Origin of the sequence: Micromonospora arida, assembly GCF_003857035.1 — a bacterium.
Taxonomy (GTDB): Bacteria; Actinomycetota; Actinomycetes; order Mycobacteriales; family Micromonosporaceae; genus Micromonospora; species Micromonospora arida.
On sequence record NZ_QGSY01000223.1, the window covers coordinates 1 to 24,617 of the forward strand.

Sequence of the window (24,617 nt, forward strand, 5' to 3'; positions counted from 1 at the left end):
GTCGGCGGGGTGGTCGTCGGCGGGGGATCGGTCGGCGTCGTCGGCGGGACACCACCGGCCGCGTTGCCACCGCTCCAGGTGTACGCCCCGGTGGTGGCCGTCTTGCCGGCTCCCACGGCGAGCGTGGTGCCGTTGGAGAACGTGACAGTGATCGGCGTCGCCGTCGGGTTCGACGCCACATAGGTGCGGGCCCCGTTGCGGGAGAAGACCGCGGACAGCGGGTGGTTGCCGGTCACCGTCGTGTCGACATTGCCGAGGGCGGCGAGGTTACGGATCCAGTGGAACGTGTGCGCCCGGCTCTCGCCCTCCTCCGGGGTGTAGCCCGGGTTCGCGCGGAGGTTCGCCAACGCCGCGTCGGGGTCGCCGAGGGCCTGGAACTGCCAGAGGATGTCCTGCCACACCGTCGGTTGTCCGCCGTTGTTGCGGACGAGCTCGGCGTAGTTGGTCCGCACGTACGCCGGGTTGTTGCCCAGGTAGAGGTGACCGCCGGTGACCGGCAGCAGGTTGATGCCCTGGATCATCTCCGGCTCGGCGCTGAACCAGGTGGCGTACGCGCCGCCGTCACCCCAGACCATGCCGACCGTCGAGTGCCCGAAGGCGGTGGGGAAGTTCTGGTCGCTGACGTCGAACCAGTACTCCTGGATGGCGGCGGCCTGGGTGGTGTAGAGGAAGACGCCGGCGTCGCGGATGGCGGTGTTACCCGTCGTCTGCCCCCACTGGATGAGGGCGCTCGCGAAGTTCATCCCCTCCGACGAGGACTCCTGGTTGTTGCCGGAGCCGAAGGAGCCGTGCCCGGACGCCCAGTCGTGCCCGGCGTAGATGTCGAAGTCGCGCAGGTACGGGAACTGGGTGTCGCCGCGGCGGTAGTTGTTGGCGTCGCGGATCAGCAGGTCGACCATGCCGCCGTAGCGGCTGGTGGCCGCCCAGGCCGGGTCGAACTTCGCCAGGGTCGCGGCGGCGGCGATGTAGTAGCCGTAGTGGAAGTGGTGGTCGTTGAGCTCCTGGTCGGACCCGTACGACGCCGGGTAGCCGATCAGGGTGCCCCAGTTGTTGTCGTAGTAGAAGACCCGGTCGGTCTTGCCGCTGGACGCGGTGAACCAGTCGGTGAGCGTGCTGCGGATCGCGTTCAGCGCGCTGTCACGCGTCGTGGTGTCGTTGACCTGGTCGGCGATCTCGGCGATGCGAGCGGCCCGGCCGAGCCCCTTGCCGGTCCAGTAGGTGTCGTTGCCGCGTTGGTCCATCGGGTTGGCGCGGGTGGCGGCCAGGTGCCCGGTGAGCGTCGACAGGTCACCACCGCTACCGTCGCCGACGGCCGGCAGCTCCGGCAGGATGCCCTGGAACTTCATGGCGGTGCGGAACTGGTTGACGCCGGTGAGCACCTTCATCCGGCCACGCGCCGACGGGTAGGTCGGCGTGATCGCTGTGGAACCGCTCAGCGACTTCCACTGGTGCGGGTAGAGACTGACCACGGTCTGCGTGGCGGTGCCCTCCCGGGCGGTCGTGGTGAACGCGTACGTGGTGGTCAGGCCGCTGGTCGCCGGGTTGTACACGTACGAGACCTGGGTGCCGGTCACGTGGGCGTGCGCGTACTGGCCGTAGGTCGCGGCCAGGCTGGCGCGCTCGGCGGTGCTCGACGTCGGCGGCAGGAGAGCGACCGAGAAGTAGCCGCGGCCGGCCAGGGTGGACGAGATCCGGCCGGACGCCACGGTCCAGCTGGCGCCGCTGGGCGCGAACCCGACGTAGTCGTGGCCGTTGACCCGGAAGCCGATGGTGGTGCCGCTGTTGGACCAGACGTCGGGGTTGCCGGCGGTGCTGATCTGCGCGTTCCCGCCGGTGGTCTGGAAGTACGCGAAGGGCAGACCGTGGCCGATGGTCGCGCGCATGGTGCGCGTGCCGTCGCTCCAGTGCGGGCTGACCGTCCAGTCCGTCCAGCCGTCGACCTTCACCAGGGGTGCGGCGAGCCCGGCCACACCGACCCGGATGTCCTGCACGTACGGGTAGTGGAACTCACCGACACCGGTGGCGGTGCCGCTGATGGCGGGCGTGGAGTTGGCGGAGAAGCCGAGCCCGTCGCCGAAGGTGTCGTACGAGATCGGGTGGGCGTGCAGCGGCTCACTGAACGAGCAGTCGGTGCGCTTCCACAACAGCGAGGACCACCAGTCGTTGGTGGGGATCGGCCCTGCGGGCGCGTTGGCGGTGGCGAACTGCCGGGGGTTGCTGGACATCGCGCCGCAGCCGCTGGGGAGCGGACCGACCGGGGTCGTGGTGTAGCTGCCGGCACCGACGGGTGCGGCCTCGGCCGCGCGGGTGACGGGGATGGCGAGGCCGCCGACGACCAGGGCCAGCGCGGTGGCGGCGGCCAGGGCCCATCGGCGGTGGGGGACGGGAGGTTTCATCGTGCCTCCATCGCGCGCGCCGGGTGCGGCCCTTGCCGGGTCCAGCGCTTTGCGTCTGAATTGTGGGGAAGGTCAGGTGAGAGAGCGCTCTCTCGGCCACGGTAATCGAGCACCGAGATCCCCGTCAATGTGTCAAACGCGTTGCGTGCTGATGTCGCTATTTGCCGGCGCCCGCACGGTCGTCCAGCGGTGCGCCCGCACCGTCGTTCACCAGCGCGTCCGGCACGCGCATCCGCCACGCGTCGGTCACCAGCTCGGTCAACCGGTCCAGGTCGACCGCCGCCAGACGCAGCAACACCAGGGGCAGGCCGTCGTAACCGGGTGCGGTGAAGAAGACCTCGGGCTCCCCGAGCAGGAGAGCCTGCTTCTCGGCCTCGTCGCCGACGAACAGCACCGCGACGTCCAGCCGGATCACCCGAGGCTTGCCCGGTGTCCGCTCCGGATAGGACCAGACGAAGCCCTTGTCGGCCACCCGGAAGTCGAAGCCGTCACTGGGGTTCTCCACGGTGTGCGGCAGGGCCAGCGCCACCCGGCGTACGTCGTCCGCGTCAGCCACCGAACCCCCTCGCACCCCGCGCCATCCGCATGAGCTGAGATTACGCGGTGGACAGCGCGATGGCCGTGGCGCCGACGATCGCCCGTTCGCCGTTCTCCTGGACATAGCCGACCACGCTGGCGCTCCGCGGATCGAGACCAGGTGGCGTCGCCAGCTCCACCTGCCCCCGCTCGGCGTCCAGGCCCACCGACCGGAAGGCGCGTACGACGTTGTCCTGCCGCAGCGTCCGCCCGGCGTTCTCCCCCCGGGCGATCTCGCTGGTCAGGCTCCGTTCCACGACCGCCATCTGCAACACCGCCCGCTCCGGCGGCCGTTCGGTCCGGTAGTCCACCATCACCCGGTCATTGCCCAGGTTGGCGATGGAGAGCGCCAGTGGTGTGGCGGCGGTCGAGGCCACGGCGGACATGATCGCGGCGGCCGCCCGGCGGCGATCGGAACCGACGAACTCGACGGTGCCGTTGACGACCATCTGCGGGGTGTACAGACCTCGGGTACCGAACGCACGGGCGTACGCCTCCTGACGCGCGGTGTAGGCCGCGTCCGCGAACTGGTCGGGCCAGCCCAGGTCGTCCCAGTAGTCGACGTGGAACCCGAGGGCGAAGACGTTCTGGCCCCGGTCCCGGGCGTCGCGCTCGATCTCGCTCAGCAACTCCTCCGCGGGAGGGCAGCTGTTGCAGCCCTGGGACGTGAACATCTCGACGACGGCGAAGCCGCCGTCCGTCGATGGGTTCGTCATGGTGGCGTGTCTCCTCCCACAGTGTGCCCGGCGGCGGTTCGTTTCCCGTTTCGGCCGAGACAATGCGCGTGGGGTCGCGTCCCCTGCCGGCCTCGCAGCGAGTGCCGCCGGGCCGGGTGGTTGGATGGTCGGGTGCAGTTCACCGTGACAGACGCGCCGGCGCGGGAGCGTTTCGAGGCGCGCGACGAGGCGGGCGGGGTCGTCGGGTTCGTCACCTACCAGCTGACCGGCTCGATCATCGCCTACACCCACACCGAGGTCGATCCGGCGTACGAGGGCAAGGGCGTCGGGTCGACGCTGGCGCGGGCCGTGCTGGACGACGCGCGGAGCAAGGGCCGGACCGTCGTGCCGATCTGCCCGTTCATCGCCGACTGGGTGGTCAAGCACCCGGAGTACGAGAGCATCGTGGTCCGGTCCACCCGCAAGATCAAATAGCCGCGCTTCCGGTCGGGTGGTGTCAGGCGTCCGGTAGGAGCTTGACGGCGAGAGTGCGGGCGGTGGCGGTCAGGGTGTCGATGTCCAGCCCCGTGCGCCCCATGAACACCAGGCCCTGCTGTGCGGCGAGCAGCGCGCGCGCCATCTCGACCGGGTTGACGTCGCGCGGCAGGTCGCCCTCGTCCTGGGCCCGTCCGACGCTCTCGGCGACCAGGGCGGTCGTCGCCTCGTAGGTGCGCCGCGCCTCGGCGAGGACGTCGGGGTCGCTGGTGGCGAGCTCGTACGTGCTGTTGGCCATGAGGCAGCCGCGCCGGGCGGCGGCACCACCCGGGTCGTTCACCGGCGCCATGACGAACGCGCGCAGCGCGTCCACGGCGCGGGGGGCGGAGGCGAGCATCTCGCGCAAATATCCGCCGCTGGTGTCGGTGTATTCCCGCAGCGCCTTCAGGAACAGCCGGTGTTTGTCGCCGAAGGCGCCGTAGAGGCTGCCCTTGCCCAGCCCGCTGACGCGCACCAGGTCCTCCAGTGAGGTCGCCGCGTAGCCGGCGTCCCAGAACTGGTCCCGGACGGCGCGGATCACCTGCTCCTCGTCGAACTGCCGTGGCCTGGCCATGTGACCAGCGTAGCAATTATTGACCGTGCGGTCCACCAAGCGTAGGGTGGACGATCGGGTCGCCGGGGGACCAACCCGTGACACCGCCTCTCGCCGGCAAGCTCGCCTTCGTCTCCCGCGGTCTCGGCGCGGCCACGGCCATCGGGGTCCTGGCCAGCCCCGCAGCCTCGTACGTCACCGGCGCCGTGCTTGACTGCAACGGCGGATACACCGCCTGAGCCCCGCCCTCCGCAGCCCCGTCGGGAGACCACAACGATGACAGCCTCCACCTTCCGTGCCCTGCACCACGACCGCGCCGCCGGTGACCCGCTCGTTCTGCCGGGCCCCTGGGACGCGGCCAGCGCCCGGGTGCTGGCCGACGCCGGTTACCCGGCGCTCGCGACCCCGAGCGCGGGTGTCGCCGCCTCGCTCGGTTACGAGGACGGCGCGACCCCGCCGGACGAGATGTTCGCGGCGGTCGCGCGCATCGTCCGCGCCGTGTCCGTTCCGGTGTCCGCCGACGTCGAGGGCGGTTACGGCCTGGCCCCCCGCGAGCTGGTCGGACGGCTGTTGGAGGCCGGCGCCGTTGGCTGCAACCTGGAGGACTCGGAGGGGGACGCCACCCTCAAGGACCCCCGGCGGCACGCCGACTGGCTGGCCGAGGTGCGCGCGGAGGCGGGCGACGCTCTCTTCATCAACGCCCGCGTCGACACCTTCCTGGTCGGAACGGGTGACCCGGCCGACGCGGTGGAACGCGCCCGCCTGTACGTGGCTGCCGGCGCCGACTGCGTCTACCCGATCCTGGCGCCCCCGCAGGTGCTCCCGCAGCTACGGGAGGGCATCTCCGGGCCGATCAACATGGCCGCCGGACCGGACCGGGAGTCCGTGGCCGAGCTGGGCCGGCAGGGCGCCACACGCATCACCTTCGGTCCAGGAATGCAGCGGTACGCGATGGCGTCGATCGGCGGCCTCGCAGCCGAGCTGCGCGCCTGAGCCTGCCCGTCACACCCACGCCAAACCGCAGCTTCGGCGCGGCGGCCCGGAGGTCGGGCGCAGCGGCTTCCGGCTTCCGCCGCAAGATCGCGCACCATCGTGGATGTAGTGGCATCTGTCGCACCCGACGCCACTGCATCCAGGATCGAGCACGATCTTGCGGGGAGGTGTGCAGGCGGGTGATCACCGCCGCGCACGGGCGTTGGCGCTGTCCGGCGTCCGACAGAGGTTGATCCTGCTCGCGTTGATGTGGACGACGCCGGGTCCATGTGATCGCTGTGACGCGGGGCCTGAGCGACGGTAACCGTTTACACGGCTGACCGAACGTGGCGCTCGACGACGGGGAGTTCACCACCGTCGACTGTCAGGCTTACTCCGGTGACCCACCGGGCACGGTCCGATACGAGGTAGGCGACTGCCTCGGCGATGTCGCGCGGGTCTCCGGGACGACCCAGAGGGATGCCCGCTGTGGTGGCGGCAAGGGCGACCTCCATCGCGTCGGCGAAGTTCTGGCGGATCGCGTCGGCGCCGGGGGTGAGCACGTTGCCGGGGATGATCGTGGTGACGCGGATGATCGTGGTGACGCGGATTCCGGCAGGTGGTTGAGGTCGAGCGCGTCGATCCACTCCTCATCGGGGATGGATGAGATACCGCCGATGTGGGCGCGTGCCGCCGCCGCGTTGTTGACCACGATGTCGACGCCGCCGAGTTCGTCGAGCGCTGCCGCAGTGAATGCCCGCACGCCCGCGAGCGTGCCGATGTCGCCCTGAATGAAGGTGGCGGCCCTCGGCGTCTCGTCGGAGGCGTTACGCGCCGTGGTGACGACCGTCGCGCCGCCGTCGAGCAGCCGCTGCACGATGGCAGCGCCGATCCCGCGAGAACCTCCCGTGACGACCGCGCCTGCCGGCGAACTCGGTGGGATCCGGTGGAGCAAGAGCTTTGAACATGCGCTCAGAGTAGCGAGTGCCGAGGTGCTCGGCGGGCTGATCGTCAGCACGCATCGCGGGCTCGAGGTGCTGGTCAAAGCGGGTGTCGACGCGAAGAAACTGAACCGCGTCGCCGACGCCGCGATCGACGACATCGCACCTCAACGCGCGCGTTCGGTGCTACGGCCGAGCCCCCGGCGCGCCGTCGTGGTGGACGGCTGCCGGGGGCTCGAATGCGGTCGGTCAGGCCCGGTTGCCGTTCGGCAGCACCGCGGCCATCTCGTCGCCAGCGCCGGCGAGCACGCGTGCCTGCTGCGCCCAACTGGCCAGCCCAGGTGCGGCGCGCAGGCCGGCGGCCCGGATCAGGTCGCGCAGCGCCGGCTCGTCCAACTCGCCGAGCTGGCCGTACGTGCGCACGCCAGCGTCCTGCAACGCGGCCGCCATCTTCGGCCCGATCCCCTGGATCCGGCGGAAGTCGTCGGCAGGGCCCGTCGGGTCGGCGTCGACGCTGCTGACAGTTGTGTCGGCGGCCGAACGGACCGGAGGGGTCGCGGCGACGGTCGGGCGGACCGGAGGCGCGGCCACCGCCGCGGCGGCAACCGCAGGCTCGGCGTTCACGGAATCGGCCTGCACCGGCTCGTCATCGGACGGGCCCGGGGTCGCCACCGCCTCTGCCGGCGTGGCGTCGACCGCCGTGGCCTTGGCCTCCACGTCGTCGGCCGGGTCAACGGAGGCCGCCACGTCGTCGGCCGGCGCCGAGTCGATCGGCGTGCTGTTGACGGGCGCGGTCTCGACCGGGTTGGCCGCGACCGGCGCGACGTCGGTCGAAGCGTCGTCGGCCGGCGTCGTGTCGAGCGGTGCGGTGTCGGCGGACGGGAGATCGTCCGCCGGCTGGCGGGGGGCGATCACGGCCGCCGGGGCGGCCTGGTCGTCGACAGTGACCGGCTCGGGGGCCGCATCCACCGCCGGCTCCTGCCGCAGCTCAGCGGCGTCGGACTGCTCGGTGGCCGGTACGGGCGGCGGGTCCTCGGTCAGCGCCATGTCCGCCGGGTCGACGGTGCTCGGAGCCTCCGCCGGCACGGGCACCGGGGCGGGACCGTCCGGTTCGGTCAGCGCGGCTGGCGCGCTGACCGTGTCGACCGGTACCGGCTCGTCGGCGACCGCGGTGGGTGCCGGGTCGACAGCGGCCGCAGGCTGGGCCTCGTCGGTGGTGGCAGCCGGCGTGGGCGTGGTGATCACGGCCAGACCGGCGACGGGGTCACCATCCACAATCGAATTGCCCTGTACGCCCCGTCGGCCGCGCAGCAGCCACCCGGCGGCCAGGCCCAGCAACAGTGCCAGTACCACTATCAGCGAGTGTCCGAAAGACCACGCCACGGCGAACCTCCCTCTCAGCTCGTTGGAAAAGTCACGAGAAAAACTCGCCGCAGCTTCGCACACGCGTATTGCCGACGACAGGCAGGATCGGCCGTCAGCGTTGCCGGTGGGCCAGCCACCTCAGCCGGTGCCTGCCGGGTAACACAGCGTCGCCCGATCACACCGAAACCGACGAGACGAGACCGGGCCCGGCATGTACCGGTCGGGCTGAGCGCTCCGGACACGCTGAGACCCGGGCCCGGCGTGGGACGCCGAGCCCGGGTCGGGCGATGCGGGGTTCAGTCCCGGTCGCCCTCGTAGGTGTGGAAGTCGTCGACGAATCGGCGACGGAGCCGTGGTACCCGGCTGGTCACTCCGAAGTAGCCGCGCGCGCCGAGCAGCGCGAGCCGACCCACCACCGGTCGGTACATCCGGTCGTCGCCGCTGGTGCCGCTGCGGTTCAGCGATTCGGCGACCCGGGCGAAGCCGTACGGCGCCATCACGGCCTCGTAGTCGGCGACCGCCTGGAGCAGCGTCTTGTCGCCGGCGGTGGCGCGGCTGAGCTGTGCGCAGAGCAGGCGGGCGTCGCGCAGCGCGGTGTTCGCGCCCACGCCCCGACCTGGCGTCATGGTGTGGATGGCGTCGCCGAGCATGGTGACGGTGCTGCTCTTCCAGGGCGGCACCGGCTCGGACGTGGACACTTTGATCGGTAGGGCGCTGGCCGGGTCCGCGTGGGCGAGCAGTTCCCGTAGGTGCGGGTGCCAGTTCGAGGTGAGGTCCAGGGCGACCTGCACCAGGTCCTCACCGCGGCGTTCCATGATGTCGGCCGGGAACCGGTTGGCCGCACTCCAGATGATCAGATTGATGTTGTCGGTGGTGGTGTCGTGGGCCAGGCCGGGCCAGTCTCGGAGCAGGGCGGCGTCGGGCTCGCTGACGCCGGGCTTGATCGCGCGTTCGGCGTCCCACTTGAACTCCATGACGTGCAGCACGCCCATCATGCCGCCGACGCCGAAGATCAGCGAGATGCCCTGCTGGACCCGCTCCGGAATGAGACCGCGGGTGTGCGGGGTCAGCGGGATCCGGGTGGCGATGTTGATCGTCCCGGCGTCGCGGGTGACGGCGTGCGGCAGGTACTGGCGGCGTACGGCGGAATGGGTGCCGTCGGCCGCCACCAGCAGGTCGCCGGTGGCACTGGTGCCGTCGGCGAAGTGCGCGGTGACCGTGCCGTCGTCGCGCTGCTCGTACCGGGTGAAGGTCCTGTCGAAGTGCACCACGTCCTCCAGGCCGGTCAGCAGCACCTGGCGCAGCACCATCCGGGCCACCGAGTGTTCGGTGCGGACCGGGTCGGCGCTCGGCCGCAGCGCGAACGACGCGGTCTGGCGGAGCCCCTGGGTGACGACGTTGAAGTAGTGCGGCGGCCGGGCACAGGTGGCCAGGAAGGTGGCGAACAGCTCCGGGGGCAGACACTCCCGCAGCGCCCGGCTACCGGTGGGGCCGATGCCGACCCGGTAGCCGAGCAGCCCTTCGGCGCGGTCGCGGTGCCGTTCGTAGACGGCGACGCTGATCCCGGCGCGGCGCAGGCCGTGCGCCAGGCACAGCCCGCCCGTGCCCGCGCCGATGATCAGGACGTGCGGCGGCGCGGCGGACATGTCAGCCGGCCGGGTGCGCGGCGGGCGCCTCGGTAACGGCCGGGCGCGGACCGGGCGCCTCGGTGCCGGCCGGGCGCGCGGTGGGCACGTCGGTGCTGGTTGGGCGCGCTGCCGGCGCATCGGCCGCGTCCCACCGGTAGAAGCAGCCGGCGATCGCGTCCCGGGGGGAACGCCAGGTCGGCAGGTACGGCGACGTGTGCGCGGAGAGCCGCTCGTTGACCTGTCGGAAGAGCGGGTGGTTGCGGGCCGCCGCGAGCGCGTCCGGGTCGACGTCGTCCGAGGTCTCCAGCAGGTGTACGCACAGGTCGTGCAGGCAGTACAGGGAACGGTGCGTGACACCGGTCAGGCTGGGCAGTTCGGTGGCGTCGGATTCGGCGAAGATCTGCGCGACCCGCCCCTCCGCTCCCGGGATGATCCGGCTGACGATCAGTAGACGACTCATGGGACCCCTTCCGCCGGTGGCCTGCCCAACCCCTCGGGGATCGGTGCCACGTGCTCTGTGCGCCCACCGTGCCGCAGCGACTGTCACATCACCGTCACGTACGCCGACCGGGCGGTGACGGGCACCGCCGTCACGTACGCCGAACGGCGGGTGACGGGCGGTCGGTGATGGCCTCGCGGCTGGCCTGTCGGATCGGGGCGAGGGTGTCGTCGAGCAGGGCGCTCATGGCAGGGCTGGGCTCCAGCCGCAGCTCCCGGCGCAACAGGTCCCGGTACACGTAGAAGGCGTGCACGGCTTCGAAGGCGTTGCCCTCGGCCAGGTGGATGCGGACCACCAGTCGGTGTGGTGTCTCCCGTAACGGCTCGGCGGCCATCGCCTCCAACGCGGCTTCGAGGGCCTGGCCGTGCCGCCCCGCGGCCAGGTGGTGCCCGGCCACCTGTTCCAGCATGTGCAGGCGGAGTTGGCGCAGGCGTTCCCGGTCCAGCAGCACCCAGTCGTCGTACCAGCCGGGCAGGAGGTCGTGCCGCCCGGCGGCCAGCGCCCCGGCCGCGGTGCGCGGGTCGTCGCCGTCCCGGACCCGGGCCGCGGTGCCGACCAGGTCGTCCACGTCGAGCCGGACCGCCGGGCCGAGGCGCACGGTGTCGCTGGCCACTGTCATCGGGCAGCACGGGTCCTGTCGCAGCCGCCACAGGGCGGTACGTAGGGAGGACAGCGCCCGTTCCTCCGACGCGTCGGGCCAGAGCAGCCCGGCGAGCTGGCTGCGGGTGGCGCCGGGGCGGAGCCCGATCAGCGCGATCACCCGTTGCAGGCCGCGCGGCACCACGACCGGCACCGCCTCTCGGAGGAGTCGGAAGCCTCCGAGCAGGTGCAGTGAGACGCCCTCCTCGGGCGGGTCTCCGGCGGTCGGCACGGACGGATCAGCGGCCACGGCGGCACCCCCTGCGGAACGCTCGTCCCGACTGTCTGCTGTGTCCCGGATCGGTTGCCCTCGACGCCACTGTCGACCCCGCCGATCGCGGCGTGGCCGGGCGTGGCCCCGCCGCCGAGGCCGCCGGACTGGCCACGCTGAAGATTATCAATCACGGTCACTTTGCGTCAACGCCGGCGTGGACCTTCTATTGGTGGCAGCCAACCCGAGATCGGTTCTGAACTGCATAAACATTAGGGCGTGGAGCGCGCTCGGCGCATAGCTGATACACAGGTTGCGTCAACGCAGCGTCACCACCATCCGTCGCTGACCGATCCGGCGCGGTGACGCCGCCGTGACGAGGATCGGCGCATCGTGTCGGCAGTCGTCCAGCGCGTCCGGGGGCCACCCGTCGCCGGCCGGACGCTGTGGGGGGAGGCCCAGTATGGACCGATCGCTGATCGTCGCGAAGGTGGATCCGACCGCCGAGGAGCGGGTCGCCGAGATCTTCGCCGAGTCGGACGCGACGGAGCTGCCGCGCCTGGTCGGTGTCCGGCACCGCTCGCTGTACCGACTGCACGACCTCTATGTGCACCTGCTCGAGACCGCGCAGCCGGCGGAGGGCGCGGTGGAGGCCGCTCGTGACCATCCCGAGTTCATCCGGGTCAGTGACCGCCTGCGCCCCTACGTGTCGCCGTACCTGTCGACCTGGCGCTCGCCGCGCGACGCCATGGCGCGGTGCTTCTACCGGTTCGACGCGCCGGACACCGGGCGGCGGTCGTGACGGCCACCGCGCCGCGCGAAGAGCAGCTCTGGTCCCGCTGCGCCGGCTGCGCCAGTCTGCTCTACCGCAAACGGCTGCGCCGCAACCTCGACGTCTGCCCGGAGTGCGGCGAACATGCCCGACTCGGCGCGCCGGAACGTCTGCGCCAACTGGTCGACCCGGGTTCGCTGTGCCTGCTGCCCGACCGACCGCCGGAGGCGGACCCGCTCGACTTCGTCGACGTGCTGCCGTACCCGCACCGGCTCACCGGCGCGCGGGCCAGCACGGGCCTTGCCGAGGGGGTCGTCTGCGCCACGGCCACCATCGGTGGGCACCCGGTGGCCCTGGCGGTGATGGACTTCCGCTTCCTCGGCGGCAGCCTGGGCTGCGCGGTGGGCGAGTTGATCACCCGGGCGGCCGAACGGGCGCTGGACGACCGCACCCCGCTCGTCCTGATCACCGCCTCCGGCGGGGCGCGGATGCAGGAGGGCGCGCTGTCGTTGATGCAGATGGCGACCGTCAGTCAGGCCATCGCCGCGTTGCGCGAGGCGGGGCTGCTCACCGTGAGCGTCCTCACCGACCCGACCTACGGCGGGGTGGCCGCCTCGTTCGCCACCAACACCGACCTGGTGCTCGCCGAGAGCGGCGCGCGGATGGGCTTCGCCGGCCCTCGGGTCATCCGCCAGATCACCGGGAGGGCCCTGCCGGAGGGCTTCCAGACCGCCGACTTCCTGCTCCGACACGGGCAGGTCGACATGGTGGTGCAGCGCCGGTCGCTGCGCGCACGGCTGATGGCGCTGCTCGCCGCGACCCGCGCCGGCCGTCCGGCGCGTTCGCCCGTACCCCGTCAGGAGCCGGCGTCGCACCGCGAGCGCGTCGCCGACGACGGCGCGGGCCTGGCGCGGCCGACGGACCCGGCGGCCGAGGGAGACGCCGGCACCCCGGCGGTACGCGACGCGTGGGACACCGTCCGGATGGCGCGGCACCCCGGGCGGCCCACCACACTGGACTACCTGGACTCCGTCTTCGACGGGTTCGTGGAGCTGCACGGCGACCGGCTCGGCGCGGACTGCCCGGCCATCGTGGGTGGGGTGGCGCGGTTGGCCGGCCGGCACGTGATGGTCATCGGCCACCAGAAGGGGCACACCACCGCCGAGTTGGTCGCCCGCAACTTCGGCATGGCCAGCCCGTCCGGGCACCGCAAGGCGCTGCGGCTCATGCGCCTCGCAGCCCGCCTCGGCCTGCCCGTGGTCACCCTGGTGGACACGCCCGGAGCCGACCCCGGGGTGAGCGCCGAGGAGCAGGGCCAGGCGGCGGCCATCGCCGAGAACATCCTCACCCTCACCGTGCTGCCCACCCCCGTGCTCGCGGTGATCACCGGTGAGGGCGGCAGCGGCGGCGCGCTGGCGCTGGCGGTGGCCGACCGGGTGCTGATGCTGGAGAACGCCGTCTACTCGGTGATCAGCCCCGAGGGGTGTGCGGCGATCCTCTGGCCGGACCGGTCCGCGGCGCCGCAGGCCGCCCGCGCGTTGCGACTGACCGCGCCCGACCTGCGCCGGCTCGGGGTGGTCGACGAGGTCGTGTCGGAGCCGTCGAGTGCCGCGCACGACGACCCGGCGGAGACTGCCCACCGGTTGCGCGCCGCCCTGCTGGCCAACCTTCTGCCACTGCTGGACGTGCCGCCGGCCATCCTGGTCCGCCTGCGCCGGCAACGCTTCCGACGGTTCGGCGCGAACCGCGTCGGCGCCCGGGCGGGCCTGCGATGACCGCAGGCGACCGGGCGCTGTCGACCATTGACGCGTCCGAGGACGTCGAAGTGGACGGCGAGGAGGCCCTCGCCGGGCTGCGCCGGCAGGCGCAGCACCTGATCGCCGAGCTGGCCGGGCCGGTGCGCCGGATCCGGCTGCGCAGCGGGCCGGCGGTGCTGGAGGTCGAGTGGCACCCCGAAGACGCGACCCGACCGGACGTACCCCTGCCCCGGGCCGAGGCGGCACCGGCGGTCGTGCCGGCGCCCGGCGCCGCACCCGCGGTGCTCCGGCCGCCGGTGCCTGGGCGCGCCGCGGTGCGGGCACCGATCGTCGGCACGTTCTACCGGGCGCCGGAGCCCGGCGCGCGGCCGTTCGTCGCGGTGGGAGACCTGGTCCGCCCCGGTCAGCCGGTGGCCATCGTCGAGGCGATGAAGCTGATGAACGAGGTGATCGCCGACCGGGCCGGCCGAGTGGCCGCGATCCTCGTCGAGGACGGCCAGCCGGTCGAGTACGACCAGCCACTCGTCGAACTGGACCCGGCATGACGGCGCGGGGTGGTTGACCATGTTCGAGACCGTGCTGATCGCCAACCGGGGCGAGATCGCGCTGCGGGTGCTGCGCGCCTGCAAGGAGCTCGGCGTGCGAACGGCGGTGGTCTACTCCGCCGCCGACGCCGACTCGGCGGCGGTCCGCCTCGCCGACCAGGCCGTCCGGATCGGACCGGCGTCGAGTCGGCGCAGCTACCTCAACGCCGCCGCCGTCGTGGAGGCGGCCCGGCAGGTGGGGGCGCAGGCCGTGCACCCCGGTTACGGCTTCCTCTCCGAGGACGCCGACTTCGCCGAGATCTGCGCCGACAACGGGCTGACGTTCATCGGCCCGCCACCGGCGGTGATGGCCGCGCTGGCCGACAAGTCCTCGGCCCGCGCGCTGATGAGCCGCGCCGGCCTGCCGCTGTCACCGGGCAGTGTCGCGCCGGTGCCGACCGCCGCCGCGGCGGCCGAGGTGGCCGACGCCGTCGGCTACCCGGTGATCGTGAAGGCCGCCGCCGGGGGCGGGGGCCGGGGGATGACCGTGGTGCGCAGCCCGGGCGAGCTGCGTCGGGCGTACACCCGGACCCGGGCCGCCGCGCAGGCCGCCTTCGGCGACGACCGGGTGTACGTCGAGCGTTACCTCACCGAGGCACGGCACGTCGAGGTGCAGGTGCTCTGCGACGCCCACGGCAACGGGGTGCACCTGGGCACCCGGGACTGCTCGGTGCAGCGCCGGCACCAGAAACTGGTCGAGGAGGCACCCGCGCCGGCGCTGCCCGCCGCCGTTCTCGACACCATCGCCGAGACCGCGCTGCGGGGCGCGCTCGAGGTCGGCTTCGTTGGTGCCGGCACGTTGGAGTTCCTGGTCGACGCCGAGGAGAAGTTCCACTTCCTGGAGATCAACTGCCGGATCCAGGTGGAGCATCCGGTCACCGAGATGGTCACCGGGATCGACCTGGTGCACGAGCAACTGCACATCGCCGCCGGCGTACCGCTGCGGTGGCGGCAGCAGGAGATCCGCCTGCACGGCGTCGCGGTGGAGTGTCGGGTCAACACCGAGGACCCCGGGCGCGGCTTCGCCCCCACCCCCGGCCGGTTGGAGCGGTTCACCCCACCCGGCGGCCCGTTCACCCGCGTGGACACCCACGCCAGCGCCGGCTACCTGGTCGGCCCCTGGTACGACTCTCTGCTCGCCAAGGTGATCGTCTGGGCGCCCGACCGGGAGTTGGCCCTCAACCGGCTGGAACGTGCCCTGGACGAGTTCGACATCGCCGGTCCGGGCGTGCACACCACCATCCCGTTCGTCCGGCGGGTGCTCGACGACGCCGCATTCCGCAAGGGCCGCTACACCACCGGCCTGGTCGACCGTCTGCTCGCCGCGCCCGCGCCGGGGCCGACGGTCACTCCCGCACCGCGCACCGCGCCCGCCGCAGATCCCGACGCAACCCACAGGAGGACCCGATGACCGTCACCCATGGTCGCCCGATGACCGCCGAGATCACCGACATCCTGGTGGCGCACTGCGGGCTGGACGCCGACGCCGCGGCCCGGGCGCCCGCCGCGTCGCTGGAGGAGTTGGGCATGGACTCGCTCGCCCTGCTGGAACTGTCGGCGGTCGTCGCCGACCGCTGGCAGGTGGCCATCCCCGAGCAGGCCGGACAGTTGAGCATCCCGGCGGTGGCCGACCTGGTCGCCCGCCGCGCCGACCCGCCCGGGCACACCGAGAACAGCGTGGTCATCGACGCGCCGCTGGGGCTGGTCTGGGAGGTCACCAACGACGTGGCGAACTGGACCGAGCTGTTCACCGAGTACGCCGTGGTGGAGATCCTGCACCGCAAGGGGCACACGGTGCGGTTCCGCCTCACCATGTACCCCGACGAGAACGGGGTGTCCTGGAGCTGGGTCAGCGAGCGCACAGCCGACCCGGTGAGCAGGCAGGTCCGGGCACACCGGGTGGAGACCGGGCCGTTCGAGTACATGCGCATCCACTGGCGCTACACCGACGAGGCCGGCGGCACCCGGATGACCTGGACGCAGGACTTCGCGATGAAGCCGACCGCGCCGGTCGACAACGCCGCGATGACCGAGCGGATCAACACCAACAGCGTGATCCAACTCGCGGTGATCAAGGACCGGTTGGAGCGGATCGCCTGGCAGCGCGCCGACCAGGGCAGCCCGACCACCAGCGGCGCACCGACGGGAGCCGACGATGAGTGACCTGAGCACCCGCCCGATCGCCGCCCGGGACGTACCCGCCGATCGCCGGCGCGGCGGTGAGCTTCGGGTGCTGCTCGGCCCCCGCACCGTCGGCAGCACCTCGGGTTTTCTCGGGGTTGCCACGCTCGAGCCGGGGGAGCGGATCGCCGAGCACTACCACCCGTACAGCGAGGAGTTCCTGTACCTGGTGCGGGGCGCGATCACCGTCGACCTGGACGACCAGCCGACGCTGCTGGCCGCCGGTGAGGGGCTGTTCGTACCGGTGAACGTGCGGCACCGGCTGCGCAACACCGGCGTCGAACCGGCCGAGGTGGTCTTCCACCTGGGCCCACTCGCCCCCCGGCCCGAACTGGGCCACGTCGACACCGAGCTTGTCGAACAACGGGGCGGGTCATGAGCGCGAGGAGTGAGCGGGGTTTGCGAGCCCCGCAGTCGCGAACAGAGGTGACGCGATGACCGGGCGCCGCACGGTGGTGACCGGGATCGGGGTGGTCGCCCCGGGCGGCGCCAGCCGGGACCGCTTCTGGAAGACCATCACCGAGGGGCGCACCGCCACCCGGCGGATCAGTTTCTTCGACCCGTCGGCGTTCCGGTCGCAGATCGCGGCGGAGTGCGACTTCGACCCGGTCGCGGCGGGGCTCAGCGAGGCCGAGCGACGCCGGGCCGACCGGTACGTGCAGTTCGCCCTGGCCTGCTCCGCCGAGGCGGTGGCCGACGCCCAGTTGGTGCTCACCGACGGGGAACGGGACCGGGCCGGGGTGGTGCTGGGCACGGCGGTGGGCGGCACGATGGCGTTGGAGCAGGAGTACGTCACCGTGAGCGAGCACGGCCGACGTTGGCTGGTGGACGGGGCGCGCGGTGGCCCGTACCTCTATCAGGCGCTGGTGCCCAGCAGCCTCGCGGCGGACGTGGCCTGCCGGCACGGGTTGCACGGCCCGGCGCAGGTGGTGTCCACCGGCTGCACCTCCGGCATCGACGCCATCGGGTACGCCCACCAGATGATCGTGGACGGTGAGGCGGACGTGATGCTGGCCGGCGCGTCCGACTCGCCGATCTCGCCGGTCACTGTCGCCTCGTTCGACGCGATCAAGGCGACCAGCCCGGACAACGACGACCCGGCACACGCCTCCCGCCCGTTCGACGCCGACCGGCACGGGTTCGTGCTGGCCGAGGGCGGGGCGGTGCTCGTGCTGGAGGAGGCCGGGCACGCCCGGCGGCGGGGAGCGCACATCTACTGCGAGGTGGCCGGCTACGCCAGCCGCAGCAACGGCTTCCACATGACCGGGCTGCGGCCGGACGGGCTGGAGATGGGCCTTGCCGTCACCGACGCGCTCCGACAGGGCCGGATCCTGCCCGAGCAGGTCTCCTACATCAGCGCGCACGGGTCGGGCACCCGGCAGAACGACCGACACGAGACGGCCGCGTTCAAGCGGGCGCTGGGCCAGGCCGCGTACCGGATACCGATCAGCTCGATCAAGTCGATGGTCGGGCACTCGCTCGGCGCGATCGGGTCGATCGAGATGGCCGCGTGCGCCCTCGCCATCGAGTTCGGTGTGGTGCCGCCGACGGCGAACTGGAGTACCCGGGACCCGGAGTGCGACCTGGACTACGTACCCAACGAGGCGCGGGAGGTTCCGGTGGACGTCGCCCTCTCGGTGGGCAGCGGGTTCGGCGGTTTCCAGTCGGCGATGGTGTTCCGTCGGATGCTCGGCGCGGTGGCGGCGTGAGCGAGCGTAGCGAGCGAACCATGAGGCACAGCAGCGTGGCGTCTCGCGCCGGCGCGGAGCGAAGCGGAGTGCTGGCGTGAGCGCCGGGGTCGCCCGCGCCGTGGTGACCGGCATCGGGGTGGTCGCACCGAGCGGCATCGGCGCGGACGCGCACTGGCGAACGGTCCTCGCCGGCACCCGCCGGACCGGCCCGATCACGTTGTTCGACCCGGCCGGCTATCCGACCCGCTTCGGCGGGGAGGTGCCCGGCTTCACAGCCGACTCCTACGCCGACAGTCGACAGTTGGTGCAGACCGACCGGTGGACGCACCTCGGCTTCGCCGCCACCCGGCTGGCGCTGGCCGACGCCGGCCTGCCCGACCGGGCCCCCGATCCGTACGGCTACGCGGTGACCCTGGCCAGTTCGTCCGGGGGCAACCTGTTCGGTCAGCGGGAACTGCAACGGCTGTGGGGCGGCACGTCCCGGACGGTCGGGGCGTACCAGTCGATCGCCTGGTTCTACGCGGCCAGCGTCGGGCAGCTCTCCATCCACCACCAGTTCAAGGGCCCGAGCGGGGTGCTGGTCGCGGAGTCGGCCGGCGGGCTGGACAGCCTGGCGCACGCCGCCCGCGCGGTGCGCCGCGGCACCCCGGTCGTGATCGCCGGGGCCACCGAGTGCCCGTTGAGCCCGTACGCGCTCGCCTGCCAGCTGCGCTCGGGGCTGCTCAGTGATGTCGCCGACCCGGAGCGGGCGTACCGGCCGTTCGACGCCACGGCCAGCGGCTACCTGCCGGCCGAGGGCGGAGCCGTGTTCGTGGTGGAGGAGTTGGGGCACGCCCTGGCCCGGGGCGCCCGGGTCTACGGCGAGGTGAGCGGCTGGGGCTCCACCCACGACGCCGCGCACACCACGGCGGAGAGCACCGGCGACCCGGCCCAGTACGCGCGGGCGATGCGCCTGGCCCTGGACCGGGCGGGTGTCGCCGCGGCCGGAATCGACGTGGTGCTGCCCGACGCGCTCGGTGTGCCCCGTTACGACCGCAGCGAGGCCGAGGCGCTGCGCGCCGTGTTCGCCGACCGGCCGCCCCCGGTGACCACCCAGAAACCGCTGACAGGTCGGGCGTACCAGGGCGGCTCGGCGTTGGACGTGGCCACCGCGCTGCTCGCCTTCGCCCACGACACGTTGCCCGCGTCGGCGGGACCGGACGAGGTGGCCGAGGGCTGTGAGCTGGACTTCCTGCGGGAGCACCGGCAACCGCGAAGCCGACTCGCCCTGATCTGCGCGCGGGGCTTCGACGGGTTCAACAGCGCGCTGGTCCTGCGTGGGGCCGCGCCGATGAGGGGAGAGGCGTCATGAGCGACAAACGGGCCCGGGTGGTCTTTCTGGTACGGGTGCCGGTGCCCCGCACCGAGCAGTTCCTCGCCGCGTACGAACAGGTGCGGCACCTGGTCGCCGGAGGTGTGCCGGGGCACCTGGTCGACCAGGTGTGCCGGTCGTCGACCGACCCGGAGCAGTGGTTGATCACCAGTGAGTGGGCGAGCCTGGCCGACTTCGAAGAGTGGGAACGCAGCCCGGAGCACCGGGATCTCGTACGCCCGATGCGGGAGTGCTTCACCGACGCCCGTTCGCTGCGCTTCCACATCCACGCCCAGACCCCAGCCCTGGCCTGAGGCTCCCCGCGCTCCCGTCGGCCCTCTTCCCGCGATCTTGCACTTGGTGTCGCGACATAGGGGGCATGTCACGCGTCTCGACGACCGAAACTGCAAGATCGGCGTAGTGGGGACGGGCCGAGGGCGCGGCTGTGCCGCGTAGGGTCCTGGGGCATGAAGGTACTGATCTCCGTCGACATGGAGGGCGTCTCGGGGATCGTTCATCCCGCCGAGACGAATCCGGATCGGTACGACTACGAGCGCGGCCGGGCGTTGATGACGGCCGAGGCGAACGCGGTGATCGCCGGGGTCCTCGACGCCGAACCCGAGTCGGTTGTGTGGGTCGCCGACGCGCATGGGACGTTCCGGAACATCCCGCCGGAGGACCTCGACCGGCGTGCTCACCTGGTGCGGGGCAAACCCCGCCCGCTGGGCATGCTCGCCGGGCTGGACGAGCACACGGATGCCGTCCTGCTCGTCGGCTGTCACGCTCGGGCGGGTGCCGGGCCCGCCGTGCTGGCCCACACGATGAGCGACGCCATCCTCGACGTACGGGTGGCCGGGCGGTCGCTGGGCGAGATCGGCCTCAACGTCGCCATGGCAGGGCACCTCGATGCGCCCGTCGTCCTGCTCAGCGGAGACGACACCGCCTGCGCCGAGTTCAGCGCGCTGGTGCCCTCGGCGGTCACCGTCGCCGTCAAGCAGACCCTGGGTCAGGCCGCGGCGGTGGCCCTGCATCCGCAGGAGGCGCGGGAGCGGCTGCGCCACGCCGCCGCCGACGCGGTTGCCCGGCGCGCCTCGATCCCACCGGCGAAGGTGGCCGGGCCGGTTGACGTCGAGGTAGACCTGTACGGGCCGTACATGGTCGACCTCGCGGTTCTTGTCCCGGGTGTTACCCGCGTCGGTGGCGGCCGGACGGTCGCCTTTCACGCCGCCGATGTCGCCGAGGCGTATCGGCTGGTTCAGCTGCTCGTCCAGCTCGCCAGCATCAAACCGAGCTGAGGCCTGTTTCATAAGAACTGGCCGGCCTGCGCCGGATCGCCGCCCGGACACCGCCTCGGCTCGACCGCCCTTGTGAAACAGGCCCTGGCGCCCGAGAGCCGTCTCGCGCGGCCGGCGACCGCGCCGCCATCGGCCGTCCGGCTGACACCGCGCGACGGTTGTGCGAGGGGTCATGCCTCGGTGACAATCTGCCAAGTCGCCCGCCCAATCCTGCCCGCCGAACGGGCTGTCGGCAATCAGGCTCGTCGCTGCTTTTGATCCATCCATTCGCATCTAGCAATGGCTTGGTGGGCGTCGTATGGTTCCCCGCAGCACCCCGACAAGCGTACGTGATGGGCGGATTCGCCCTCTTTCATGCTGGGCGGTGAACGGTAGTGACGGCAGAAGATCCTACGGCGACCGACCCCGGCTGGGTGGACGAAGTCCTTTTCGCCTGCCACCCGACCGACGTTTGTCTCCGTCTGCCCGAGCCCGTCGACCGGGCCAGCCTGCACCGGCTGGTGACCGACGCGCAGGACCGGTTGACCGCCGCCGGACTGCGCCCCGGTGGCGCTGCCGCGCTGCGGTTGCCACCGTCGCTGGCGTACGTGGTGAACCTGCTCGCCACCTGGCGCGCCGGAGGGCAGGCGATCCTGCTCGACCACCGGCTCACCGACCACGAAGTGGACCGGGCGCTGGCCCGGTTGACCCCGCAGGTGGTGGTTGCTCCGGTGCGGACCGGTGGCGGCGCGCTGAAGATCTTCGTCGACGTCACCGAGGGCGTCACCCGGTACGCCGACAGCCCGGCGGTCAGCGGCCATGCCGTGATCCAGCTCAGCTCCGGCTCCACCGGCCCGTCCAAGATAATCGGCCGCACCGCTGCCGACCTGGTCGCCGAGGTGCACCGCTACACCCGGATCGACGGGGTGGCGCTGCCCGGCGAGCGGATCATCCTGCTGCCCTCGATGGTGCACGTGCTCGGCCTGGTCGGCGGCCTGCTCTACGGGCTGCACGCCGGGGTCGAGCTGGTGCCGCCGGAGCGGCTCAGCGGCGACGCCGTGCTGGCCGCGATCAGCGCCGGCACCACACCGGCCACGGTGCTCGGTGTGCCGTTCCACATCGGACTGCTCGCCTCCACCCGCCCGACCGGTCCGCTGCCGCAGCTGCGGCGGATGACCACAGGGGGCGAGTTGGTGCCGCCCGCCGTCGCCCGGGCGTTCACCGACCGGTACGGGGTGCCCCTGGGCAACATGTACGGGATGACCGAGGTCGGGGTGATCGGCACCGACCTGTACGGGTCGCACCGACCGTCGATCGCCCCCGCGCCCGGGATCGAGGTCCGCGAGTCCGGCGGTGAGCTGTGGGTGTCCTGCCCGGCGTCGCCGTACGTCGGCCTGAGCGACCCGACCCGCTGGTCCGACGGCTGGTTGCACACCCGCGACGCCGGCACCGTCGATGAGGACACCGGCCTGGTCACGGTGCGCGGTCGACTCGACTCACAGGTCTCCGTCGGCGGGATGAAGGTCGACCTGACCGAGGTGGAGGCCACTGTCGCCGAGCTGACCGGGGTTGCCGCCGCCGTGGTGGTCTGGGACGACGGCATCACCGCGTACGTCCAACCCGACGGCGCGCTGTCGGAGGAGACGCTGGACAAGCTCCTCGCCGAGCGGTTGGCCGGCTACAAACGGCCCCGGGCGCTGCACCTGCTCGATCAGTTGCCCCGTACCACCACCGGCAAGCTGGTCCGCTCGACCGACGCGCTGCGCTCGGCGGTCACCCCGTGACCGGGCCGCTGCACCACCTCGACGTCGACCGGCGCGCTCGCCCGCACGGCGACCGCCAGGACGAGGCCCCCGCCCAGTCGCGGGTGACCGACCCGCAGGAGTTCGTCGCCGGGCACCGGCCGCAACGGCAGCCCCGGCGGCGGCATCGACCGGTGCAGCCCGCCGTCGCGCAACCCCCGCCCGAGCGCCTTGCCGACCGCCTCCTTGGCGGTCCACAGCCGCAGAAAGTCCACCGTCCGGCCGGCCTCGGGCCGATCGCCCAACCAGGCCAGCTCGGCGGGCGGGAACCAGCGGCGGGCCAGCGCGAGCGCCGGCAGCGGGCGGATCCGCTCCACGTCCACCCCGACCGCGCCGGCCCGACGGGCGGCGACCGCCACCAGCCCGGCGGTGCGGCTGACGCTGACCGCCACCTCGACCGACCCGGTCACGTCGTCGACCCGGACGACCGGCCGTCCCTCGCGGTCGTGCGTCAGCACCAGCTCGGTCTCCGGGCGACCGAGCAGCAGAGCACCCGCCCGCCGCACCAGCACAGCGGCCGGATCCGGCTGACCGCCGGTGTCCCGGCCGACCCACACGTAGGCGGTGTCCCGACCGGACACCGTCAGCTGAGCCACGCAGAGAGGGTATCCATGAGAGCCGAGGTCCGCGCCTTCGTCGTCGAGCAGCTCGCCGACATGAACTACGACGTCGAGGGGCTCGACGACGACACCACGCTCGGCCCCTCCGGCGTCGACCTGGAGTCGCTCGCGCTGGCCGACCTGTCCGTGCGGGTCGAGGATCGGTACGGCGTGACGTTCGCCGACGACGAGTCCGAGCAGCTGGCCCTCATGACGGTCGGCGAGTTCACCACCATGGTCGCCAATCGCGTCACCGAGGCGACGAGCGACAAAGGCTGATGAGCGGTCAGCCCGATCTGGGGCGAGCTGACCTGATGACCATGCTCGCCGAACTCACCGCGAAACCGGCTGCCGAGGTGTCCGACCGGATCGGCTCGATGGAGCTTGCCTGGCTGGTGCACCTCGTCGAACAGCGCTACGAACGCCGGCTCGACCTCACCGACGACGAACTGGCCGGCATCCGCACCGTCGACGACGCCCTGGTGGTGTTCCGGGCGTCGCTGACCGCCTCCGCAGATGGTTGAGGCGCGCGTCGCCCAGCTCACCGGTGTGTACGCGGTCAGCGCCCTGGGGCGGGGCGCCGACGCGCAGCTCACCCGTGTGCTGGCCGGGGTGCCGGCATTCGGACCGGTGGGCCGATTCGACACCGCAGCCCGCCGGGTCACCGTGGCGGCCACCCTGCCCGAGATCGCCACGCTCACCGACGAGTTGGCCGTCGCGATCGACGCGGCCTGCCGGGCGGCCGGCCTGGACCGCGCGCAGCGCACCGGATGCGCACTGCTGCTCGCCGTGCACGGCGGCCCCCCGGCCTCGGGCCCGGCGCCAGCCGTGCTCGCCGGTCAGCTCGCGGCCCGCTGTGGACTGTCGGGTCACACCCGGGTCTACACCAGCGCCTGCGTGTCGGCGAGCACGGCGGTGGCCGACGCCGCCGCCCGGATCACCCGGGGCGATGTCGAGCGGGTGGTGGTCGCGGCCGGCTACCTGGTTGAGGCGGACCAGTTCGCGCTCTTCGACGCCGGTCGTGCCCTCGCTGTCGACGGGGCGGTCCGCCCGTTCAGCGCCGGCCGCCGGGGGTTGCTGCTGGGTGACGGCGTGGCCGCGGTGGTGCTGGAATCGAGCACCGGCCGACGGCGGGGTGTCGAGCCGGTGGCCACAGTGCTGGGTTGGGGGCGGGCCGGTGACGCGTTCCATCCCTGCCAGCCGGAGCCCGGCGGCACCGGGCTGGCCCGCGCGGTCGGCGGCGCGCTGCGCCGGGCCGGGCTGCCACCGGAGTCCGTCGGCTACGTCAACGCCAACGCCACCGGTACCGCGCAGAGCGACGCCGCCGAGGCGGCCGCCCTGCGCCGGGCCCTCGGCGAGCATGCCGACCGGGTCCCGGTCAGCTCCACGAAGTCGGTGCACGGGCACGCGTTGGAGGCGTCCGGGTTGCTCGAACTGGTGGTCACCGCGCTCGCGCTGCGCCACGGCGAACTGCCGGTCAACGCCGGCTGGCTGGGCCCCGACGACTCCTGCCTCCTGAACGTCGTCAGAGACCGTCCGCACAGGACGGAAGCCACCCACGCCCTGACACTCAACGCCGCCTTCGGCGGCGCCAACACCGCACTCCTGGTCGGCGTCGGATGACCGCCCCCAACTC

Annotated in this window: 26 protein-coding genes and 2 pseudogenes; 17 read left to right on the plus strand and 11 right to left on the minus strand. The window is 72.4% G+C overall.

Annotation, left to right across the window (positions count from 1 at the left end; translation table 11 throughout):
• The 3 genes from DLJ58_RS21740 to DLJ58_RS21750 form a co-directional block, all read right to left on the minus strand.
• Nucleotides 1–2,396, minus strand: a 2,396-nt coding sequence (locus tag DLJ58_RS21740) for a glycosyl hydrolase (RefSeq protein ID WP_124858850.1), incomplete at its 3' end; no start/stop codon positions are given.
• 157 nt (nt 2,397–2,553) lie between these two features.
• Nucleotides 2,554–2,952, minus strand: a complete 399-nt coding sequence (locus DLJ58_RS21745; protein WP_208741253.1) for an MmcQ/YjbR family DNA-binding protein — start codon at nt 2,950–2,952, stop codon at nt 2,554–2,556.
• A gap of 40 nt (nt 2,953–2,992) precedes the next feature.
• On the minus strand, nt 2,993–3,688 hold the full coding sequence (locus DLJ58_RS21750) for a DUF1223 domain-containing protein (RefSeq protein WP_124858852.1): 696 nt from the start codon (nt 3,686–3,688) through the stop codon (nt 2,993–2,995).
• A 132-nt stretch (nt 3,689–3,820) separates the two neighbouring features.
• Here DLJ58_RS21750 and DLJ58_RS21755 point away from each other — a divergent pair, with 132 nt between their 5' ends.
• Nucleotides 3,821–4,123, plus strand: a complete 303-nt coding sequence (locus tag DLJ58_RS21755; protein WP_124858853.1) for a GNAT family N-acetyltransferase — start codon at nt 3,821–3,823, stop codon at nt 4,121–4,123.
• Between the two features lie 22 nt (nt 4,124–4,145).
• On the opposite strand, the gene DLJ58_RS21760 is transcribed toward DLJ58_RS21755, so the two are convergent.
• Nucleotides 4,146–4,736: a TetR/AcrR family transcriptional regulator gene (locus DLJ58_RS21760; RefSeq protein WP_124858854.1), complete on the minus strand. Its 591-nt coding sequence runs from the start codon at nt 4,734–4,736 to the stop codon at nt 4,146–4,148.
• Between the two features lie 77 nt (nt 4,737–4,813).
• Here DLJ58_RS21760 and DLJ58_RS34290 point away from each other — a divergent pair, with 77 nt between their 5' ends.
• Nucleotides 4,814–4,954 (plus strand): hypothetical protein, encoded by a 141-nt coding sequence (locus DLJ58_RS34290; protein WP_208741255.1) that lies wholly within the window; start codon nt 4,814–4,816, stop codon nt 4,952–4,954.
• Between the two features lie 37 nt (nt 4,955–4,991).
• Nucleotides 4,992–5,708 carry an isocitrate lyase/PEP mutase family protein gene (locus DLJ58_RS21770; RefSeq protein ID WP_124858855.1) on the plus strand — a complete coding sequence of 239 codons (717 nt, stop codon included), beginning with the start codon at nt 4,992–4,994 and terminating at the stop codon, nt 5,706–5,708.
• Between the two features lie 308 nt (nt 5,709–6,016).
• On the opposite strand, the gene DLJ58_RS34655 is transcribed toward DLJ58_RS21770, so the two are convergent.
• The 6 genes and pseudogenes from DLJ58_RS34655 to DLJ58_RS21795 all read right to left on the minus strand — a co-directional run bounded on the left by DLJ58_RS34655 (nt 6,017) and on the right by DLJ58_RS21795 (nt 11,009).
• Complete coding sequence (locus DLJ58_RS34655) at nt 6,017–6,334, minus strand: SDR family oxidoreductase (protein WP_244219074.1); 318 nt, start codon at nt 6,332–6,334, stop codon at nt 6,017–6,019.
• A gap of 35 nt (nt 6,335–6,369) precedes the next feature.
• A pseudogene (locus DLJ58_RS35060) lies at nt 6,370–6,789 on the minus strand (SDR family NAD(P)-dependent oxidoreductase); the annotation flags it as partial.
• 88 nt (nt 6,790–6,877) lie between these two features.
• Nucleotides 6,878–7,981: a hypothetical protein gene (locus tag DLJ58_RS35175; RefSeq protein ID WP_244219075.1), complete on the minus strand. Its 1,104-nt coding sequence runs from the start codon at nt 7,979–7,981 to the stop codon at nt 6,878–6,880.
• Nucleotides 7,982–8,289: 308 nt separating this feature from the next.
• Complete coding sequence (locus tag DLJ58_RS21785; protein WP_124858857.1) at nt 8,290–9,639, minus strand: FAD-dependent oxidoreductase; 1,350 nt, start codon at nt 9,637–9,639, stop codon at nt 8,290–8,292.
• A gap of 109 nt (nt 9,640–9,748) precedes the next feature.
• Nucleotides 9,749–10,081: pseudogene (locus DLJ58_RS21790) on the minus strand (TcmI family type II polyketide cyclase); the annotation flags it as partial.
• 130 nt (nt 10,082–10,211) lie between these two features.
• Nucleotides 10,212–11,009, minus strand: coding sequence for an AfsR/SARP family transcriptional regulator (locus DLJ58_RS21795; RefSeq protein ID WP_124858858.1), 798 nt, complete (start codon nt 11,007–11,009; stop codon nt 10,212–10,214).
• A 424-nt stretch (nt 11,010–11,433) separates the two neighbouring features.
• Here DLJ58_RS21795 and DLJ58_RS21800 point away from each other — a divergent pair, with 424 nt between their 5' ends.
• From DLJ58_RS21800 to DLJ58_RS21850, 11 genes are all read left to right on the plus strand, one after another.
• Entirely contained in the window at nt 11,434–11,772 is a 339-nt protein-coding gene (locus tag DLJ58_RS21800) for a TcmI family type II polyketide cyclase (protein WP_091408771.1), read from the plus strand.
• Nucleotides 11,769–13,517 (plus strand): acetyl-CoA carboxylase carboxyltransferase subunit alpha, encoded by a 1,749-nt coding sequence (locus DLJ58_RS21805; protein ID WP_124858859.1) that lies wholly within the window; start codon nt 11,769–11,771, stop codon nt 13,515–13,517. Before DLJ58_RS21800 ends, DLJ58_RS21805 begins: the two co-directional genes overlap by 4 nt.
• The gene (locus DLJ58_RS21810) at nt 13,514–14,044 is read left to right on the plus strand and encodes an acetyl-CoA carboxylase biotin carboxyl carrier protein (protein WP_124858860.1); all 531 of its coding nucleotides are present in this window, start codon (nt 13,514–13,516) and stop codon (nt 14,042–14,044) included. Before DLJ58_RS21805 ends, DLJ58_RS21810 begins: the two co-directional genes overlap by 4 nt.
• A 19-nt stretch (nt 14,045–14,063) precedes the next feature.
• Nucleotides 14,064–15,494, plus strand: a complete 1,431-nt coding sequence (locus DLJ58_RS21815; protein WP_124858861.1) for an acetyl-CoA carboxylase biotin carboxylase subunit — start codon at nt 14,064–14,066, stop codon at nt 15,492–15,494.
• Nucleotides 15,491–16,246, plus strand: coding sequence for an SRPBCC family protein (locus DLJ58_RS21820; RefSeq protein ID WP_124858862.1), 756 nt, complete (start codon nt 15,491–15,493; stop codon nt 16,244–16,246). Before DLJ58_RS21815 ends, DLJ58_RS21820 begins: the two co-directional genes overlap by 4 nt.
• On the plus strand, nt 16,239–16,643 hold the full coding sequence (locus DLJ58_RS21825; RefSeq protein ID WP_112587250.1) for a cupin domain-containing protein: 405 nt from the start codon (nt 16,239–16,241) through the stop codon (nt 16,641–16,643). Before DLJ58_RS21820 ends, DLJ58_RS21825 begins: the two co-directional genes overlap by 8 nt.
• Before the next feature lie 55 nt (nt 16,644–16,698).
• Nucleotides 16,699–17,973 (plus strand): beta-ketoacyl-[acyl-carrier-protein] synthase family protein, encoded by a 1,275-nt coding sequence (locus tag DLJ58_RS21830; RefSeq protein WP_124858863.1) that lies wholly within the window; start codon nt 16,699–16,701, stop codon nt 17,971–17,973.
• Between the two features lie 76 nt (nt 17,974–18,049).
• Complete coding sequence (locus DLJ58_RS21835) at nt 18,050–19,306, plus strand: beta-ketoacyl synthase N-terminal-like domain-containing protein (RefSeq protein WP_124858864.1); 1,257 nt, start codon at nt 18,050–18,052, stop codon at nt 19,304–19,306.
• Nucleotides 19,303–19,620: an antibiotic biosynthesis monooxygenase family protein gene (locus DLJ58_RS21840; RefSeq protein WP_124858865.1), complete on the plus strand. Its 318-nt coding sequence runs from the start codon at nt 19,303–19,305 to the stop codon at nt 19,618–19,620. The genes DLJ58_RS21835 and DLJ58_RS21840 overlap by 4 nt, the downstream gene beginning before the upstream one ends.
• Nucleotides 19,621–19,773: 153 nt before the next feature.
• Nucleotides 19,774–20,601, plus strand: coding sequence for a M55 family metallopeptidase (locus DLJ58_RS21845; protein WP_124858866.1), 828 nt, complete (start codon nt 19,774–19,776; stop codon nt 20,599–20,601).
• A 374-nt stretch (nt 20,602–20,975) separates the two neighbouring features.
• Nucleotides 20,976–22,364, plus strand: coding sequence for a class I adenylate-forming enzyme family protein (locus DLJ58_RS21850; RefSeq protein WP_425271332.1), 1,389 nt, complete (start codon nt 20,976–20,978; stop codon nt 22,362–22,364).
• On the opposite strand, the gene DLJ58_RS21855 is transcribed toward DLJ58_RS21850, so the two are convergent.
• Nucleotides 22,292–22,978, minus strand: coding sequence for a 4'-phosphopantetheinyl transferase family protein (locus tag DLJ58_RS21855; RefSeq protein WP_244219076.1), 687 nt, complete (start codon nt 22,976–22,978; stop codon nt 22,292–22,294). The two genes, DLJ58_RS21850 and DLJ58_RS21855, sit on opposite strands and share 73 nt — an antisense overlap.
• A gap of 15 nt (nt 22,979–22,993) precedes the next feature.
• On the opposite strand from DLJ58_RS21855, the gene DLJ58_RS21860 reads away from it, so the two are divergent.
• From DLJ58_RS21860 to DLJ58_RS21870, 3 genes are read left to right on the plus strand one after another with little or no spacing between them, the layout of a single operon-like run.
• On the plus strand, nt 22,994–23,260 hold the full coding sequence (locus DLJ58_RS21860; protein ID WP_091397621.1) for an acyl carrier protein: 267 nt from the start codon (nt 22,994–22,996) through the stop codon (nt 23,258–23,260).
• Nucleotides 23,260–23,505: an acyl carrier protein gene (locus DLJ58_RS21865; RefSeq protein WP_112587240.1), complete on the plus strand. Its 246-nt coding sequence runs from the start codon at nt 23,260–23,262 to the stop codon at nt 23,503–23,505. The genes DLJ58_RS21860 and DLJ58_RS21865 overlap by 1 nt, the downstream gene beginning before the upstream one ends.
• The gene (locus DLJ58_RS21870) at nt 23,498–24,604 is read left to right on the plus strand and encodes a beta-ketoacyl-[acyl-carrier-protein] synthase family protein (RefSeq protein WP_124858868.1); all 1,107 of its coding nucleotides are present in this window, start codon (nt 23,498–23,500) and stop codon (nt 24,602–24,604) included. Before DLJ58_RS21865 ends, DLJ58_RS21870 begins: the two co-directional genes overlap by 8 nt.
• The last annotated feature ends 13 nt before the right edge of the window (nt 24,605–24,617 follow it).